Raw genomic sequence first — 17291 nt, forward strand, 5'->3', positions numbered from 1 at the left:
TCCTAAACCCGCTCTTGCATCGTTGCAGACAAGTATGCATTATGTCTGCATCGTTGCAGAGCCCCAACATGAGCCCAGGCCGAGGAGTCAGAGAATGTCCACACCCCTCATAGACCGGCGCGGTTTCCTCAAGGGCGCCCTGGGCATCGCCGCCGCCGGTTCGCTGGCGGCGTGCGCGCCGGGCGGCCCGAGCGCGCAGCCGAGCAAGCTGGCCGCGCCCGCCGCGTCGGCGTCGTCGGTCAAGGGTGAGATCACCGTCTGGAACCGGTCGGGCGACCTGTTCAAGGTGTTCGACGCGGCCATCGGCAAGTTCCGCGAGGCGTACCCGAACGTCAAGGTGAACCACCAGGCCGTGGACATCGACGCGAAGCTGGCCAACACCCTCATCAGCGGCACCGACGTGCCCGACGGCAGCTTCTGGGACGACGCCAAGATCGGCGGGCAGGCCGAGCACCTGTACGACCTGACCGACCTCATCGCGCCGTACCGGGACCGGACCTCGCCGTACAAGCTGTCCGTGAACACCGTGGACGGCAAGATCTACGGCGTCCCGTGGGACCTGGACCCCGGCCTGCTCTGGTACCGCGAGGACGTGCTGGAGAGCGCCGGAGTGGATCCGGCGGGCCTGGCCACGTACGACGGCCTGCTCGCCGCCGCCCGGACGGTCAAGGAGAAGGACCCCAGGACCAGGCCGATCCACCTGGAGAAGACCCCGTTCCTCAGCCAGCTCTGGCTGGAGATGCTGGCCAACCAGCAGGGCACCAGCCTCACCGACGCCGGGGGCAAGCTGCGGCTGGACTCCGCCGAGTACCGGCGGATCTTCGGCTGGATCGACAGCGCGGTCAAGGACGGCCTGGTCACCCACGCCCCCTACCTGGAGCCCGCCGACGTCAACACCCTCGACAGCGGGCAGCAGGTGTTCGTGCCGTGGGCCATCTGGTGGTCGTTCGCGCCGCAGCAGTTGCTCAAGGCCACCAAGGGCAAGTGGCGGGCCGCGCCGCTGCCGGCCTGGACGCCGGGCGGCGCCCGCAGCGGCGCCATGGGCGGCAGCAGCTTCGTCATCCCCGCCAAGGCCAAGAACCCCGAGCTGGCCTGGCTGCTGTACGAGTTCCTGTGCTTCAAGGAGCCCGGCTACACCGCCGTGTACGGCCCCAACGCCGTCTACCCGGGCGGCCTGTCCACCTCGATCCCCAGCTTCACCCCCGCGCTCGACCCGGCCAAGCCGCTGTTCAAGCCCATCGAGGCGCTCGGCGGCCAGGACCTGTGGAAGGTCGCCGTCGAGGCCGCGGGCACCATCCCGGCCGCCGCGCCCATCCCCTGGTGGTGGGCCCAGTCGGTGGACTACCTCGGCAACAACGTGCAACGCCTGATCGAGGGCAAGATGTCGCCCGACCAGGTGATCACGGAGTCGGCCGAGAAGATCCAGCGCAACCTGATCGACCGCTCATGAGGGCCACGCGGCTGTCGCCGTACCTGTTCATCGCCCCGTTCTTCCTCGTCTTCGCCGCGTTCGGGATCTATCCGCTGATCTACGCGCTCCAGCTCAGCTTCATGCGCTGGCGCGGCGCGGGCGCGGCCCACTGGGTCGGCGCGGACAACTACCTCTACCTGCTGACCAGCCCGGACTTCTGGGCCTCGCTCGGCAACAGCGCCGTCATGTGGCTGCTGATCGTGCCGATCCAGGTCGTGGCCGGGCTGGGCGGCGCGGTGCTGCTGGCCAACGCCAAGCTGCGGCTGCGCGGGCTGTTCCGGGTGGCGTTCATCGCGCCGTTCGTGACCCCGCTGGTCGCCATGGCGCAGGTCTGGATCGTGGTGTTCGACCAGGACTACGGCCTGGTCAACCACCTGCTCAACCTGGTGGGCCTGCCCGACGTGGGCTGGCTGACGTCCACGGCGTGGTCCAAGCCGACGCTGGCGCTGCTGTTCCTGTGGAAGACCACCGGGTTCGCGATCATCATCCTGCTCGCCGGCCTCCAGGCCGTCCCCGGCGGCGTGTACGAGGCCGCCGCCCTCGACGGCGCCTCCCGGTGGCGCCAGTTCTGGTCGATCACCGTCCCGCTGGTGCGGCGGAGTATGGCGTTCCTGGTGGTCGTGCAGACCCTGGCCGTCTTCCAGATGTTCGCCGAGCCGTTCGTGGTCACCGAGGGCGGCCCGTACGGCTCCACCACCACCGCGGGCCTCTACCTGTACGACCACATCACCGCCTCCGACCTGGGCACCGGCGCCGCGAACTCGTTCCTGCTGGTCCTGCTGGTCTTCGGCCTGTCGCTGGTGTCGGTCAGGCTGCTGCGGCCGAAAGACGAGGTGTCATGAACCAGACCCGCCCCGGACCCCTGCAGTACGCGCTCTTGGCGCTGCTCGCGATCGTGTTCCTGTACCCGATCTGGTGGGCGGTCAGCTCCTCGCTCAAGCCGGCGGCCGACATCATCGCCGACCCCCTGTCGATCAGCACGTCGGTCGGCGCGCTGACGCTCGACAACTACCGGGCCATGTTCGCCGACGTGCCGATCGGCACCGGGTTCGCGAACACGGCGCTGGTGCTGGTGGTCAGGGGCGCCATGACGATGGTCTTCTGCCCGCTGGCCGGATACGCCTTCGCCAAGTACGCCTTCCCGGGCAAGAACCTGCTGTTCGGCGTCGTGCTGCTGACGCTGATGCTGCCGACGCTCGTGCTGATCATCCCGCTGCTGCTGGAGATGAGCGCGCTCGGCTGGGTGAACACGTACCAGGCGCTCATCCTGCCGGGCAGCATCGACGCGTTCAGCATCTTCTGGATGCGGCAGACCATCGCCGCCATCCCGGACGAGCTCATCGACGCGGGCCGGGTGGACGGCGCGGGGGAGTTCGGCATCTTCGCCAAGGTCGTGCTGCCCGTGATCCGTCCCGGGCTGGCCGCGCTCGCGGTCCTGACCACCATGAACGTCTACAACGACTTCGTCTGGCCGGTCGTCGCCGTCAACGACACCTCGCACCAGACCCTCCAGGTGGTCCTGTCCACCCTCGCGCAGAACGTCACCGGCAACCGGATCGGCGCCGACTTCGCCACCGTGTGGGGCGAGCTGCTCGCCGCGGGCAGCATCGCCATGCTGCCGCTGCTGGTGATCTTCGTCCTGCTGCAGCGCCACTTCATCAACGGCATCCTCGCGGGCAGCGTCAAGGGCTGACCCTCACCCTTATGGAAGAGAGCATCATGGAATACCCCCGCCCCCACTTCGACCGGTCGCACTCCTGGTCGAGCCTGAACGGCGAGTGGGACTTCCGGGCCGACACCGAGCCCGGCTGGAACAGGACCATCACCGTGCCCTTCGCCTGGGAGACCCCCGCGTCGGGCATCGAGGCCCACTGGCTGCCGGTGGCCTGGTACCGCCGCCCGGTCACCGTCCCCGCCGGGTGGGCGGGTCAGCGGGTCGTGCTGCACTTCGGGGCCGTGCACCACGAGGCCACCGTCTGGGTCAACGACGTCGAGGTGGTCACGCACCGGGGCGGCTACACGCCGTTCGAGGCCGACATCACCGACGCGCTGCGCGGCGACGGCCCGCAGGAGGTCGTGGTACGGGTCTGCGCGCCGCTGGACAAGCGGGAGCTCGCGCACGGCAAGCAGCGCAGCATCCCGCGCGACGACTACGACGGCGTCTGCTTCACCCCGTCGTCCGGGATCTGGCAGAGCGTCTGGCTGGAGGCCCGGCCCGCCACGCACCTGGCCGGGCTGAAGCTGCGCCCCTCGGCCGGGCTGGACGCCATCGAGGTGCAGGCCCGGGTGGCGGGGCCGTCGGAGTCCGTGCTGCGCCTGACCCTGCGCGGGACGGACACGACAGTGGAGGTCCCGGTCGTGGAGGGCGCGGCACGGGCGGTGCTCCCCGTCGCCGGGCCCCGGCTCTGGTCCCCGGACGACCCGCACCTCTACCACGTGGACGCCCGCCTGACCTCGGCCGACGGCACCGACGAGGTCGCCGCCTACACCGGGCTGCGCCGCGTCGAGGTGATCGGCGAGGACCTGTATCTCAACGGCCGCCGCCTGTTCGTGCGCGGCGTGCTCGACCAGGGCTACTGGCCCCGCACCGGCATCACCGCCCCCGACGACGCCGCGCTCCGCCGCGACATCGAGCTGGCCGCCGCGGCGGGCTACAACCTGGTACGCAAGCACCTCAAGCTGGAGGACCCCCGCTTCGTCCACCACGCCGACGTCCTCGGCATGCTGGTGTGGGCCGAGCCCGCCTCGACCGGCCGCTTCTCGGCGGAGTCGGTGAGCGCGTTCGAGGAGCAGATCGCGCCGATGGTGGAGCGCGACGGCGACTCGCCCGCGATCGTCATCTGGGGCCTGTACAACGAGGAATGGGGCCTGGACTGGGACATCCCGGGCGATGAGGCCAGGCAGCAGGCGGCGGCGCGGGCGTACGAACTGCTCAAGGCCCTCGACCCGAGCAGGCCGGCCGTGGACAACTCCGGCTGGACCCACGTGAAGACGGACCTGCTCGACTGGCACTACTACGACGAGTCCGCCGCCTCCTGGGGCCGAACGGTGGCCGCGCTGATGGACGGCGAGCAGGACGACTTCCCCGTCCGGCTCGGCCCCGACTACGTCGTGCGCAAGAAGCTGGCCGGATCCCCGTCACAGCCGCTGCGCGGCCTGCCCAACCTCAACAGCGAGTACGGCGGCGGCTTCACCTGCGTCGAGCGGGCCTGGCACCTGCGCTGGCAGACCCAGGAGCTGCGCCGCCACGACCGCCTGGCCGGCTACGTCTACACCGAGCTGTACGACGTCGAGCACGAGTCCGCGGGCCTGCTGGACTTCGAACGCCGCGCCAAGGACCTGGCCGGCGTGCACCCCGCCGACGTGAACGCCACCACCACGCTCGTGCTGGACGTCGTCCCCGTCGCGCCCGGCCGCGACCTGCTGAGCGAGTCGCGCGAGGTCACCGTGCCCGTCCGCGTCTCGCACCACGGGAGCGAGCCGGTCAACGGCCACCTGCACACCGCCTGGACCCCGGTGTTCGGCCCCGCCCCTGACGCCTTCGGCGCTGCGGGCTCCTGGATCGAGGCCAAGCCGTTCCTGCTCAGCGGCCCCGCCGAGGTCGGCGCCGCGTTGCCGGACGGCTGGACGAGCGGCCGGCTGCACATCGCCCTGGTCAGCGACGGCGAGATCGTCGCCCGCTCGGCCGTGGACGTGGACACCTGCACCGCCCCGGTCATCGGGGACGACCCGGCCGCCTGACCTCACGCCGCGGCCAGCTCGAGAACCCGTTCCACGGCGGTGTCCGCGCGGGCGGGGTCGGGTGACTCGGAGAGGAAGACGAGGGCGAGCATCACCGCCGCGTCCAGCCGGCACAGCAGCGCGAGCGGCCCGGCGTCGGGCGGGGGCTCGGCGTGGCGCGCGTAGCCGGCGCGCAACGCCTCGAGGTCGAGCTGGTTCTCCGGGAGCCTGGCGAACTCTCCCAGGCGCCCGAACTCCAGGGCGGGGTGGGCGTGCAGGGCGTTCGACCAGTCGAGGAGGGCGCGTACCCGGCCCTGGTGGCAGCGGACGTTCGCCCTGCGGACGTCCAGGTGGAGCAGCGCGCCGCGGCTGAGCGGCGCGGCGATCGGGAGCAGCCGTCCGGGGGCGGGCGGCGGCGGCCAGCCGTCCCTGAGGCGGGCGATCTCCCGCCAGCGGCGCAGGATCCTGCCGACCACGAGCCGGGATGCCGTCAGGTGTTCGGCGGCGACGGGTCGCGGTCCGGGCAGCGGGACCGCGTGGAGGCGCGCCAGGAGCTCGCCGAGCCGGAAGCAGTCCAGCTCCGAACCGTCGTCCTCCACGTAGCGGCTGATCAGGAGGTCCGGCTCGTCCGGGGTCTCGGCGAGGACGAGGGCGACCGGCTCGGGCACGGGCAGCCCGTGGTCGCCCAGCAGGCGGGTGAGCCGGTACTCCTGGCGCAGCAGGGCGCGGGTGTCGACCCGAGGGTCGTTGGCGTTGGAGTCGAAGCGGCGCTCGCCGACGCGGACGGCGACCGGCGGCCCGCCGTCGCCCGGCCGGCCGCGGAAGACGGAGAACTCCAGGCCCCGCCCCAGCGGTTCGAGGCCGTTGATCCCGAGGGCGGCCAGACGCTCGTCCAGGCTGGGCCTGCTCATGGGGCCGGACTCAGCCGTCCTCCTCCAGCCAGAACCCGGACCGCTCCAGCCACCGCCCGAGCAGCGCCGCATCCCCGGAGACCCCGACCTTCGGCGCGGGACGCCGGTAGACGAACAGGAGCAGCTCACTCACCGGCCCGCGAACCGTCACCGAGGCGTCCCCCTGCCCGCGCCTCCAGACGGGCGCGTCCCCGCCGAGGTCGACCAGCCACTCGCCGTTGAAGCTCAGCGCCCGTCCCGGGCCGAGCAGCCCGTGCCCCTCGTAGGCCTCCGGCACGCAGCTGAACCCCAGCCACTCCTCCAGCCCTTCGACGGCGACCTCGTCGTCGACCGCGAAGCCGTTGCCCAGGGCGAGCGCGGCGTCGGCCCGGTGCAGCACGGTCTCGAACAGCGCCCGCCGCGCCCAGAACGCCGGCGTGTCCAGCCCCTGCGGCGTCCACACGGGCCCCTCGGCCCCGTGCAACACCTCCACCAGCCGCTCCGCGCCCTCCCCGAGCCAGGGATCGAGCTCGGCCGCCACCTCGTCCGTGTACGCGTCGAGGTCGTTGATCCGCTCGTCGGAGACCGGCTCCACGGACCGCGACGCCACGACCGTCCCCATCCAGCGATGGGCTTCGCCGACGTGCCGCAGCAACTGCCCCAGAGACCATCCAGGGCAGGTGGGCACGGGCGCCTTCATGTCCGCGTTCTTGATCAGCGATCGCAGCAGCTCGGTCTGCCCGGCGATCTCGGCCCGCATCCGGTCGTAGGTCAACAGGGACATGTCCGCCACCCTAGGGGTGATCAGGCGGCCTCAGCAATCGCCTTCCGGCGCGCCGCCCGCCTCGCGGATCGGCCCGACATGGGCCGGATGCAGCGCCGCGTTCGCGCTCGATACGGCCGCGCACTTGCACGCCACCCGCGAGTCAGAAGCCGAGGCCGAGCAGCACCGTGTGGGCGTCCTCCGGGCCGCGCACGTGCTTGTTCAGCCTCGCCGGGGAGGACACCTTCTCCGCCTTGAGGACGTCGGCGAGGTGCCGCGCCAGCCGTTCGCCGTCCACCTCGCCGGGGCCGCCCGCGTCGAGCGTCCAGGAGCGCACGGTCCGCTCGACCCGCTGCGACCAGCCCTGCTCTGCGCCCGGTGAGAAGTGCTTGAACCAGCCCTCGACGGTGAGCCGTTCGGCGGAGCGGATGGCGAGGACGGAGCGGGTTCCCGCGAACAGGGTGACGCTCACGTTCCTGCCGATCGCGCCGGTCTCGGCGGGCAGCGTGCGCAGGAACGCCCCCAGCAGGGGCGGCAGCGCCGCCCACCGGGGCACCCGCCAGCCGCCCGGCGTGCTCAGCCCCTCGTTGGCGGGGGTCAGATACTCGATGACGAATCCACCCGGCGACTGCGACGGCTCGCCCCACTCGAACGTGGCCTGTCGCCACTCCTCATAGGGCTCTGTCGGCTGCAGGGAGAGCTCCGCGCCGGTCGCGATGGCACGTAGCTCCAGCGATTCGGCGCCGGGTCGCCGCCAGCGCTGGAAAGGGGCTCCCCATTCCGGCGACGGGTCGTACCAGGGGCCGGTCGGGCCGTGGCTGCCCACGCTGTCGGCCGGGCCGATCGCGGCCTCCACCGCCTCGGCGTGCTGCCGGAACGCTGTGGCCGGTGCGCCCTCCAAGGAGAGGGGGACGGTCAGGCCGCGATATTCACGGTCGCCCGCGTACCGCCGCTCGTGCTCCGCCACCGGCACCAGCCGGCCGTGCCCCTCGGCCGCCGGTCGCAGCGCCGCGCCGGACCAGTCGCCGGGATCCACCTCGCGCCACAGCCATGTCGCGATGCCGGCGGTGTCGTCCTTCGTCATGGGCGTGACCTCATACCTTCTCGGGGTGGCGCTGGCGTACCGGGGTGGCCAGCGCGATCAGCGCCAGCAGCAGGCAGGAGGCCCCCGCGACGACGAACACCGTCGTCGCGCCGTAGTGCGCGGCGCCCCAGCCGAGCGCGGCCGCGCCCACAGGCCCGAGCGAGAAGTGGATCGTCCAGAACGCCGATGTCACCCGGCCCAGCAGGTGAGCGGGCGTCACCTGCTGCCGCAGCGACATGGAGTTGATCCCGGCCAGGCTCACGCACGCCAGATAGAGGGCCATGATGGCGGCCACGCCCCACACGGACCCGGCGAGCCCGAGGCTGAGGATGGCCAGGCCCGACACGATCTGCGCCCCGATCCACAACGGTCCGAACCCGAGCATCCGCCGCATATGGGCCACCAGCGCCGAACCGGCCATCGTGCCGACCGCCCCGACCCCCAGCACGACGCCCACCACGGAATCGGGCTGGCCGAGGTCGTGCTTGAGCCGGTAGATGACGATGTCCGTCAGCCCGAGCGTCATGAAGATGAAGAACGACAGCAGGATGGTCAGGGTGCGCAGCACCGGGTGCCGGAGCAGGAACTCCGCCCCGGCCAGCAGTTCCCGCCACGGCCGCCGGCCGGGCGCGGGCGCCACCGGCTCGACGGTCTCGACGGCGTAGCGGGAGGGGTGGGTCAGCAGGACGCCGAGCGCGGACAGCCCGAAGCTGGCGGCGTTGATGGCGATCGCGGCGGTCGGGCCCAGGTGGCCGCTCACCAACCCGGCCAGGGTGGGGCCGAGGATGCCCGCCGCGGCGGCCGTGGCGTACAGCATGCTGTTGGCCTCGGTGACGCGCTTCCCGCCGGCCAGGCCGCGGACCGCGGCCACGTACGTGACCTGGAAGACCATGCCCACGGCGGCGGCCAGCGGCAGCACCGCGTACAGGAGCCAGACATGCCGGCCGAACGCCCAGGCCACCGGGATCGTCACGTACAGCACGAGCCGGATGACGTCGCAGGCGATGAGCAGCCGCCGCCGGTCGAACCGGTCGGCGAGCACTCCTGCGAACACCCCGGCCGCCACCGACGCCGCCCCCGACACGCCGGTGAGCAGCCCCATCTGGGCGACGGAGCCGGTGACGTCGAGGATGAGGAGGGGCACCGCGATGAGCGCGAACGAGTCGCCCGCCACGGACAGCGTCTGGGCACACCAGAAGATCAGGAAGTCACGGTCGCGCCACAGCGACCGGCTCACCGGCGGCGCGTCAGCGCGCATCGCCCACGGGGCCTGCCTGGGATGATCGGTATGCGCCGAGCCGGGAGGAAATCACGCGGGCAACCCTATCCCTCCCGATCCGGGGCACGCCGCTCAATTTCCGGCACCGCTACGGGGTTCGCCGGGCGGCGAGGGCGGCCACGGCGGCCTGCTCGGCGAGGTGAGTGACGCCCGCGAAGCGGGTCAGCTCGTCCTCGGGAACGCGGCCCGCCCAGACGGCCGTCGTGGCCAGCCGGAAGATGAGCGCACGCGCCAGCAGGTGGAGCCCTTCGCGGCCGGGCAGGACGGCCTCGATGAGCTCCGGGTCCGCCCGGTGGTAGAGCAGCCCGTCCGCGACCACGACGGCCTCGGCGTACGCGACCGGCCGCCAGTACGGCGAGAAGTCGATCACGACGGGCGGCCGTCCGGGATGGAACAGCACGTTCCCGGTCAGATCGCCGTGAATGAGCTGGCTGGGAGCCGTGACGGGACCCGCGAGCTCACCCAGCCTGCCCAGCAGTTCATCGGCGTTGGTCGGCGGAGGCGGAGGTGCCTCGCCCCAGGCGATGCGATCAGCGGCCGCCCAGGGATCGTCGCGCCGGTCGAGCAGGGCCGGGCGCGGCAGGTGCCGCAGCTCCCGATGGAACGCCCTGCCGGCGGCGATCAGCGCCTCCCACTTCCCGGCCGGCCCCTCCCGACCGTCCAGGAACTCGGAGGCCGTCCACCCTTCGACGACGTAGCCCCCGTCGCGGGAGCGGAGCGGGCGGGGGACCCGGAAACCGGCCGTGGGGGACAGGCCCGCGAACACCCGCGCGGACCATTCGGCCTCTTCCGCGCCGTCCACGGGTTTCACGACCGCGTCGCCGGCCCGGAAAGTCCGTCCCCGGCCGCCGGCGAGCGGGCGGACGGGTGCGGTCAGCCCGAAGGCGGCCAGCACGCCGGGCGGTGGCTGCGTCACCGTTCCCAAGGTCATGGCGGCCATCGTGCCGGATCGCCGGCCCGCCGAGCACCCGGATTTCCGGCGGGAGGCACCATGGTCGTCATGACCGAGGAACCTCTCACCGGCGGGAACAACGCCCTGGAGGTCGTCCGGGTCGGCGACACGGTCCGCCGCGCCCGCGACGCCGGGGCCGCGTTCGCCGCGCGGGTGCTGGCCCAGCTGGAGTCCGCCGGCTACCCCCACGCGCCCCGCCACCTCGGCATCGACGAGCAGGGCCGGGACATCCTGAGCTTCATTCCCGGCGCCACCACCGACCACCCCGCGCAGCGGGCGCCCGGCGCGTACGCGGCCGGTGGGCGGATGCTGCGCGAGCTGCACGAGGCGACCGCCGGGCACGTCCTGGCCGCCGGGCGGGAGTGCGTGATCCACGGCGACCCCGGCCCGTTCAACACCATCTTCCGGCAGGGCCTGCCGGTGGCCTTCATCGACTGGTCCTCCTGCCGTCCGGGCGACCGGCTCGAGGACCTTGGGTACATGGCGTGGACCTGGTGCGTCCTGTCGCAGAGCCGGGTGCCGCCGGTCGAGCAGGCCGGGCACCTGCGCGAGCTGCGCGACGGCTACGGCTCGGTCGAGCAGGTCGGGCACGTGCGCGAGCTGCGCGACGGGTACGGCCCGGTCGAAGCGGCGCGGCTCCTGGACGGGATGGAGCGCGCGCAGTCGCGCGTCGTCGACGCCGAGACGGCCAACCTCGACGACCCCGCGCTCCCGCCGGCGCGCCGCCGCCACGCGGAAGCGGCCGTGGCCTGGGCCACGGCCGACCGCGCGTTCGTCCGGCGGCACCGGGCGCTGCTGCTGTCCGCGCTGCGGTAGGGGTGCCGAGAAAGCCGCAGTGGTGAGGGGCGCCGCCGAAAGCCCGCGGCGCCCCCGGTGATCAGTTGCCGCGCAGCACCGTCGTGGCCTTGTTGCCGGCGTAGTCCTCCAGCACCGCGACCACCTTGCTACCGGCGCTGGACATGGTCACCGTCTCGGCGGCCCGGGTGGTGCGGCCGCGGATGATGTACGGCTTGGCGCCCGCCCCGTACGTCGTCGCGAACGACTTCGCCTGGCCGTTCTCAAGGACGGTCAGGGTGTGCCAGTCCGGAAGCGTCGGCCGGGAGAAGGTGAACGTGTTCCCGCTGATCTTCACCGCCGACGCCGGGTAGGGCGCGATCTCGGTGTCGGCGAACTTCCCGCGCACCGCGGTGGCCGTGCCAGGCCCCGCCCGCAGGGTGAGCAGGTAGCCGTCGCCGTTGACGGGCACCCCGGTCAGCGTCGTGCCCGTGCCGGTCCCGGGCAGCTCGACCTCCTTGCTGTACGGGCGGGACGTGTCGAGGCTCTGGACCTTCAGCGTGACGGGCCGGCCGTTCGCCGGGGGAGTCCAGGAGGCGGTCAGCGTGCCGTCCGGCCTGGCCGACGCCTTCACCTTGGCCGGCGCCGTGGCCAGGTCGAACGAGGTGGTCGCGGCCGGGCTCTCGGACCCGTCCGGGCCGACCGCCACCAGCCTGATCGTCCCCGACGTGGCCGTGAAGCGCTTGACGTAGTAGACGTCGTCGTAGATCCCGCCGAGGTAGGTGTCGTCGAGGTAGACGTCGTAGCGGCGCACCTTGTCGTACCCGGCGCTCTTCCAGGCCAGGAACAGCTCGCCGCTCTCGGGCAGCATCTGGGTGATGCGCAGGTCCTGCGGCGCCGCGGGGGTGCGGTCCTTGCCGTCGCGCAGGGCCAGCGCGCCGAGGTTGACCTGGTATCCCTGGATCGGGCGGGCGCCGGCGGCGACGACCAGGCCGAGCGCCGCGACGCGCTGGCCGGCGTACGCCGACAGGTCCAGCGACCGCGTGGTCCAGCCCGTGGTGCGCCGGCCCGAGCCGGCCAGCGGCAGCTGGACCACCTTGCCGGGGTCGGAGGCGAGCACGAGCCCGAGCCGCAGCTCGGAATCGTCGCTGGCCGAGGGCTTGGTGTAGGTCAGGTCGAGGGTCGAGCCCTTGGCGACCTGCAGGTCCGTCTTGTAGAGCCGTACGGTGTTGTCACCGTCGATCGTGCCGCTGAGCACGAGCGAGCTGCCGCCGTTGTAGGCGCCGATCTTCTGGTACGAGAACCGGCTCGCCGGCGTGTACGCGGGGCCGTAGTCGAAGTCGGCGCTGAGCGGCGTCCCGGCCGCGTCGATCCACCACTGCCAGGTCACCGGGATGTCCTGGAGGTTGATGTTGCCCCACTCCTTCGGGTTGGACAGCCGGCCCTTGGTCCAGGTGGACAGTCCGTGGCCGGTGTTGAAGGAGGTGGCGAACGTGGTGCCGCCGATGACGGAACGCTCGGCGACGTACTTGGAGATCCCCTTCCAGGTGCCCTCGGGGGTGGTGGCGCCGGCCGAGGAGCCGGTCCACCAGCGGCGCTCCCGATCGAAGACGTCCCGCTGCGCGGCGTCGTCGGTCTTGTTCGCGTAGTCGGAGGAGACGAAGTCGGCGCCGAGCGTGGCGATGGCGTTCATCGGCGCGCCTGCGGCGTCGAGGTTGTCCTCGAGGTTGTACGGCTGGTTGAACTGGTACTGCCCGGCCTCGACCCCGGCGAAGACGCTCTTGCGGGAGTCCAGCCCGAGACCGGCGGCGTAGCTCTTGGAGTTGGTGAGCTTGGTCCGGTTCCACCAGTAGTTGAGGAAGATGGAGTCGGACACGTCGCCGAGCCGCGGGTCGCGCACGAACGGGCCGTTCACCGCGTTGAACTCGTTCTGGTACGAGATGGCGCCCGTGGAGTTGTCGATGGAGTCGTACCACTGCACGTAGATGCCGCCGTCGCGCAGCTGCTTCAGGAACTGCTTGTACACCGGGATGTCCGCCGGGGCGACCCGCGCCTCCTGGTTGATGAAGTAGCCGTCGAAGCCGTAGAACTTGGCGACCTGGATCAGCTTGGCGGCCACGGGGAAGCCGCCGGCGGCGTCGCGGACCAGCAGCTCGGAGTAGGTCTGGTCGCCGCGGTCGTTGTCGGAGAAGAAGATGCAGCCCAGCGAGCGCACCCCGTTCGCGTGGGCGGCGTTGGTGTAGCCGGGGTTGGGCAGGTTGAGCATCCCGAACTCGAACCACTTCTCCCGCCAGTCGGCGGCCGGGTCGTAGTAGTTCACCGGGACTCCCTGGGTGGGCATGCCGTGCCAGGAGCCGTAGAAGTCCGCGTACTGCCAGTAGTTGAACAGGTACTGGCTGAACTCGTTGGTGTAGGGGTGGCTCTCGAAGAAGGCGTTGCCGTAGTCGCCGGCCAGGGTCAGCAGCTGGGTGCCGGCGGGCAGCGCCGGGTTGCGCTGAGTGGCGGCGTTGGCGGCGTTGCGCTGCTGGAGCGGCACCTTGGCGCGCAGTAATTCGGCGCCCGCGTCGTCGGCGGGGTTCCAGCGCAGCAGGTCGGTGACGGCGTAGCCGTGCTGGTAGGGCTGACTGGCGCCGACTGCGCTCTCGCCGGTCCAGGGCAGCGTGTCGCTTGCCGCGGCGCCGGTGGCGGTCAGCGCGACGGCGAGCATCGCGGCCAGGGCGGCGGTGCCGGCGCGCGTCACCGCCCATCTACGGGTGCGATGTGATCGGGCCATCACGACTCCTCACTGTCGGGAAGGGGGTCGGCCGGTCCGGGGGAGTGGACGGCCGGGCAGATGGTTTCGTGCAGGTCCGCGACGTACAGGTCGGTACGGGCCCGGTCCGCCGCGTCCTCGGCGAAGCAGCGCGCGGCGGGCAGGTCCCAGACGACGGCGGTACGGCCGCCCGCTGGGACGGTCACCCTGCGGAAGGCGAGCAGCTCGCGCAGGCGCGGCAGCACCCGACCTCCGGTACGGCGCCCGAACAGCGGCACGACCACCTCGGCCGCGGCGCCGCCCGGGTTGGCGACCTCGACGCTCACCCGGACCGTGTCCGCGCCGGCCCCGGCGGTGAGGCGGTCGAGGAGCACGGGCCGGTAGCGCAGGCCGTGGCCGAAGGGGAAGAGCACCGGGTCCGGCGCGTCCTGGTAGACGTCGCAGGCGGGGTGCCGGTCGTTGTGGCGGACCGGCACGGCGCCCGGATGGGCGGGCACGGTGAACGGCAGGCGGCCGACCGGCTCGTAGCCGCCGAACAGCGCGTCGGCGATCGCGTGGCCTCCGTGCGGGCCGGGGTAGCCGGCCCACAGCAGCGCGTCGGTGTGCGCCAGGACGCCGGTGAGCACATGCGGCCGGCCGGCGACGACGACGGCCACCACGGGGCAGCCGGCCCGCGCCCGGACGGCGGCGACCAGGTCGTCCTGGCCGCCGGGCAGGGTGAGATCGGCCAGGTCGACGCCTTCCCCGGCGGTCGCCGTGGCCGCCTGGCCGGCGACCGCCCCGTTGGCCGCGAACTCCTCGGCGTACGTACGGTGGCTCGTCCCGCCGAGCGCCAGGATCACCAGGTCGGCGCCGCTCAGGTCGGCCGCCGTGGGGACACCCGGCGGGCACACCACCTCGGCGTCCGGCAGGGCCTGCCGCAGGGCGAGGTCCAGGCCGGCGGCCGACCCCGGCGGCAGGGGCGGCACGTAGTCGCCCAGCAGGGCGGTGACGTCGCGGGCGTTCGGGCCAGCGAGGACGACCTTGGTCAGTGACCGAGGTTCGAGGGGCAGGAGGTCGCCGGCGTTGTGCAGCAGGACCAGGGACTGCCGGGCCAGGCGGCGGGACAGGCCGTCGGCGGCCCGCCCGGCCAGCGCGAGCGCCTCGCGGCGCTCGACCAGAGTGAGCGCCTCGCGGTGCCCGGCCGGCGTGAGCGCCTCGCGTTCGGCACCTGGGGCGGCCTCACCCGCGGTGTCCCCGAGCAGGCCGGCGTCGTGCTTGAGGGTGAGCACCCGGCGGCAGGCGGCGTCGACCAGCTCGGCCACCCGCGGGTCCGCCAGGGCCGCCTCCTCCAGCTGCGAGAAGGACTCGTCCCAGAGCGACAGGTCCACCCCGGCCTCCAGCGCGGCCACGGCGGCGCCCGCCGGGTCGCCCGTCATCGCCGTCAGCCGGTCCACGGCCAGCCCGTCGGCCATGACGATCCCGTCGAATCCGCATTCGTCCCGCAGGAAGCCGGTCAGGAGGTCGCGGTTGGCGCAGCACGGCACCCCGTCGATGTCGTTGTAGGCCGCCATGAACCCCAGCGCCCCGGCCTCCACCGCGGCCCGCGCCGCCGGGAGATGCAGCTCGCGCAGGTCGCGGGGGCCGATGACGGTGGACTGGCCGTTGCGCCCGCCGACCGCCTCTCCCTGGGCGGCCAGGTGCTTGAGCACGATCGCGACCCCGCCGCGGCCCACCGCGCCGCGATCGGCGCCCTGCATGCCGATCACCAGCGCCCGGGTGAGCTCGGCGGCCAGCAGCGGATCCTCCCCGAAGCACTCCTCCGCCCGGCCCCAGCGCGGGTCCCGCAGCAGGTCGAGCGCGGACACCAGGGCCAGGTGCACGCCGCTCGCGGCGAGTTCGGCGGCGACGGCGGCCGCGGCCTCGGCCAGCAGGTTCGGATCCCACCCGGCGGCCACCGCGAGGTTGGTGGGCAGCAGCGTCCCGCCGAGCGCCTGGTGCCCGTGCGGGGCCTCCTCCGACAGCAGCACCCCGATCCCGTGGCCGCCGGCCCGCGCCACCTCGTCCTGGACGAGGGCGGCGACCTCGGCGCGCTCCTCCGGCCGGATCCCGTCGGCCCAGGTGCGGCCCGACCAGGCGTCGGCGCGGAAGACCCCGTACAGCGCGCCGAGCCCGCCCCACCGGTCGAGCTCGGCGCGGGCGAGATCGGTGAGCCGGAATCCGCCCCGAGGGGCCCGCTCGACGGCCTGCCAGCCGTAGAGGCGCTGGTTGAGCTGGCCGACCTTCTCGCGCGGGGACAGCTTGGCGAGCAGCCGCTCGACCGGCTCAGCGGTCGGCATGGGCGGCCATCCGGTCGAGGACCTCGTCGTCGGCGACCGAACTGTAGAAGGTGCGGCCCGTGGGCTCGGCGTGGACGAGCCGTTCGATGCCGCGGGCGCGCAGCGCGGCCGGGTCGCCCGCGGTCGCGGAGGTCACCAGGCCGGGGCGGGCCCCGGCGCGGGCGCGGCCCATCCAGGTCTCGAAGACGCCGCCGCCGGGGGAGAGCTCCGCCCGGGACACGGGGACGTCGTCGGCGCCGACGGGGACGACGACGGCCTCGGTCCGCGGGGACGGGCGCGGCCGGTGCCGCAGCTCCGCGGCCAGGTCGGCGAAGCGCCGGCCGATCGGTTTGACCGCGCCGTCCGCCCCGATCAGGCCGAGGCTGTGCTCCAGGTCGGGGAAGTCGGCCAGCCGGCGCTCCACGTCGTGCGAGCACCACCACGTGACGCCCCACAGGGCGTCGCTGTCGGCCGCCGCCCGCACGGTCCCCTCGCAGAAGCCGGGCGCCTGGTCCTCGGTCAGGTGGTTGAGCGGCGCGCCGACCTCCTGCAGCCAGACCGGGCGCGCCGGGTCGAGGGCGAAGGCGCGTGACAGCTCGATGAGGTACGCGGCATGGGTGATGCTTTCGTGTGACATCGCCCCATAGCCCTGGGCGGTGCCGTTGAAGATCCACGAGTGGATCACGCTCATCTGGCCGTGCCGGCTGGAGTGCGCCGGGGTGAAGGGGTGGTCGTCGGCGTACCAGACGGCGTCGTACTCGGCGTTGAGCCGGAAGTGGCGGCGGTCGCGCGGCCCATCGCCGTGCAGCGCCCGCAGCCAGGCCGTCACCTGCCGGGCGGTGGCCGGCATCGGGCTCGGATGCAGCGCGGAGGTGAACTGGTTGACCTCGTTGCCCAGGGTCAGGCCGAGGAAGTTGGGCAGGTCGTACAGGTGCCCGTCGAGCGCCTCCACCAGCTCGGCCTGCGCGGCGATCGCGTCGGGGTCGGTGAACATGCTGCGCCGATGCCAGTCCGTCAGCCAGCTCGGCACGAAGTCGAAGCCGGACAGATGCCCCTGCAGGACGTCCACGCTCGCATCGAGGCCGGCCTCGCCGGCGATCTCCACGACGCGGCGGACGTCGTCGAGGGCGCGGCGGCGGATCAGCGTCCGGTTCGGCTGCAGGACGGGCCACAACGGCATCACGCGTACGTGGTCCAGGCCCAGCCCGGCCAGGGCCTCCATGTCCCGCCGGGTGGCCGCCCAGTCCGGATCCAGCCAGGAGTAGAACCAGTCCTGGGAAGGCGTGTAGTTGACCCCGAATCTCAGCAT

General features: G+C 72.8%; 13 protein-coding genes. 5 read left to right on the top strand and 8 right to left on the bottom strand.

What is annotated here, in order from left to right:
- The first annotated feature begins 94 nt into the window (after positions 1-94).
- The 4 genes from ACWDRB_RS23640 to ACWDRB_RS23655 are packed head-to-tail and all read left to right on the top strand — an operon-like array spanning position 95 to position 5212.
- Positions 95-1450, top strand: coding sequence for an extracellular solute-binding protein (locus ACWDRB_RS23640; RefSeq protein WP_449896849.1), 1356 nt, complete (start codon positions 95-97; stop codon positions 1448-1450).
- Positions 1447-2313, top strand: coding sequence for a carbohydrate ABC transporter permease (locus ACWDRB_RS23645; RefSeq protein WP_397372378.1), 867 nt, complete (start codon positions 1447-1449; stop codon positions 2311-2313). Before ACWDRB_RS23640 ends, ACWDRB_RS23645 begins: the two co-directional genes overlap by 4 nt.
- On the top strand, positions 2310-3164 hold the full coding sequence (locus tag ACWDRB_RS23650) for a carbohydrate ABC transporter permease (RefSeq protein WP_449896852.1): 855 nt from the start codon (positions 2310-2312) through the stop codon (positions 3162-3164). Before ACWDRB_RS23645 ends, ACWDRB_RS23650 begins: the two co-directional genes overlap by 4 nt.
- A gap of 11 nt (positions 3165-3175) precedes the next feature.
- Positions 3176-5212 carry a glycoside hydrolase family 2 protein gene (locus tag ACWDRB_RS23655; RefSeq protein ID WP_449896854.1) on the top strand — a complete coding sequence of 679 codons (2037 nt, stop codon included), beginning with the start codon at positions 3176-3178 and terminating at the stop codon, positions 5210-5212.
- A gap of 2 nt (positions 5213-5214) precedes the next feature.
- On the opposite strand, the gene ACWDRB_RS23660 is transcribed toward ACWDRB_RS23655, so the two are convergent.
- From ACWDRB_RS23660 to ACWDRB_RS23680, 5 genes are all read right to left on the bottom strand, one after another.
- Positions 5215-6102: a phosphotransferase family protein gene (locus ACWDRB_RS23660; protein WP_449896856.1), complete on the bottom strand. Its 888-nt coding sequence runs from the start codon at positions 6100-6102 to the stop codon at positions 5215-5217.
- 10 nt (positions 6103-6112) lie between these two features.
- A complete protein-coding gene (locus ACWDRB_RS23665) occupies positions 6113-6865 on the bottom strand; it encodes a maleylpyruvate isomerase family mycothiol-dependent enzyme (protein ID WP_449896858.1) in 753 nt (250 codons plus the stop codon).
- Between the two features lie 142 nt (positions 6866-7007).
- A complete protein-coding gene (locus ACWDRB_RS23670) occupies positions 7008-7928 on the bottom strand; it encodes a hypothetical protein (protein ID WP_449896860.1) in 921 nt (306 codons plus the stop codon).
- 10 nt (positions 7929-7938) lie between these two features.
- Positions 7939-9186, bottom strand: a complete 1248-nt coding sequence (locus ACWDRB_RS23675; RefSeq protein ID WP_449896862.1) for an MFS transporter — start codon at positions 9184-9186, stop codon at positions 7939-7941.
- Between the two features lie 109 nt (positions 9187-9295).
- Positions 9296-10138: a TIGR02569 family protein gene (locus ACWDRB_RS23680; RefSeq protein WP_449896864.1), complete on the bottom strand. Its 843-nt coding sequence runs from the start codon at positions 10136-10138 to the stop codon at positions 9296-9298.
- A 69-nt stretch (positions 10139-10207) separates the two neighbouring features.
- Here ACWDRB_RS23680 and ACWDRB_RS23685 point away from each other — a divergent pair, with 69 nt between their 5' ends.
- Positions 10208-10975: an aminoglycoside phosphotransferase family protein gene (locus ACWDRB_RS23685; RefSeq protein ID WP_449896866.1), complete on the top strand. Its 768-nt coding sequence runs from the start codon at positions 10208-10210 to the stop codon at positions 10973-10975.
- A gap of 61 nt (positions 10976-11036) precedes the next feature.
- Here the strand turns inward: ACWDRB_RS23685 and ACWDRB_RS23690 are convergent, their stop codons facing one another.
- From ACWDRB_RS23690 to ACWDRB_RS23700, 3 genes are read right to left on the bottom strand one after another with little or no spacing between them, the layout of a single operon-like run.
- The gene (locus ACWDRB_RS23690) at positions 11037-13706 is read right to left on the bottom strand and encodes an endo-beta-N-acetylglucosaminidase (protein ID WP_449896868.1); all 2670 of its coding nucleotides are present in this window, start codon (positions 13704-13706) and stop codon (positions 11037-11039) included.
- Positions 13706-16003 (bottom strand): glycoside hydrolase family 3 N-terminal domain-containing protein, encoded by a 2298-nt coding sequence (locus tag ACWDRB_RS23695; protein ID WP_449896870.1) that lies wholly within the window; start codon positions 16001-16003, stop codon positions 13706-13708. The genes ACWDRB_RS23690 and ACWDRB_RS23695 overlap by 1 nt, the downstream gene beginning before the upstream one ends.
- Positions 15990-17291 carry a glycoside hydrolase 5 family protein gene (locus tag ACWDRB_RS23700; RefSeq protein WP_449896872.1) on the bottom strand — a complete coding sequence of 434 codons (1302 nt, stop codon included), beginning with the start codon at positions 17289-17291 and terminating at the stop codon, positions 15990-15992. Before ACWDRB_RS23700 ends, ACWDRB_RS23695 begins: the two co-directional genes overlap by 14 nt.

It is taken from the genome of Nonomuraea sp. NPDC003707, assembly GCF_053587055.1.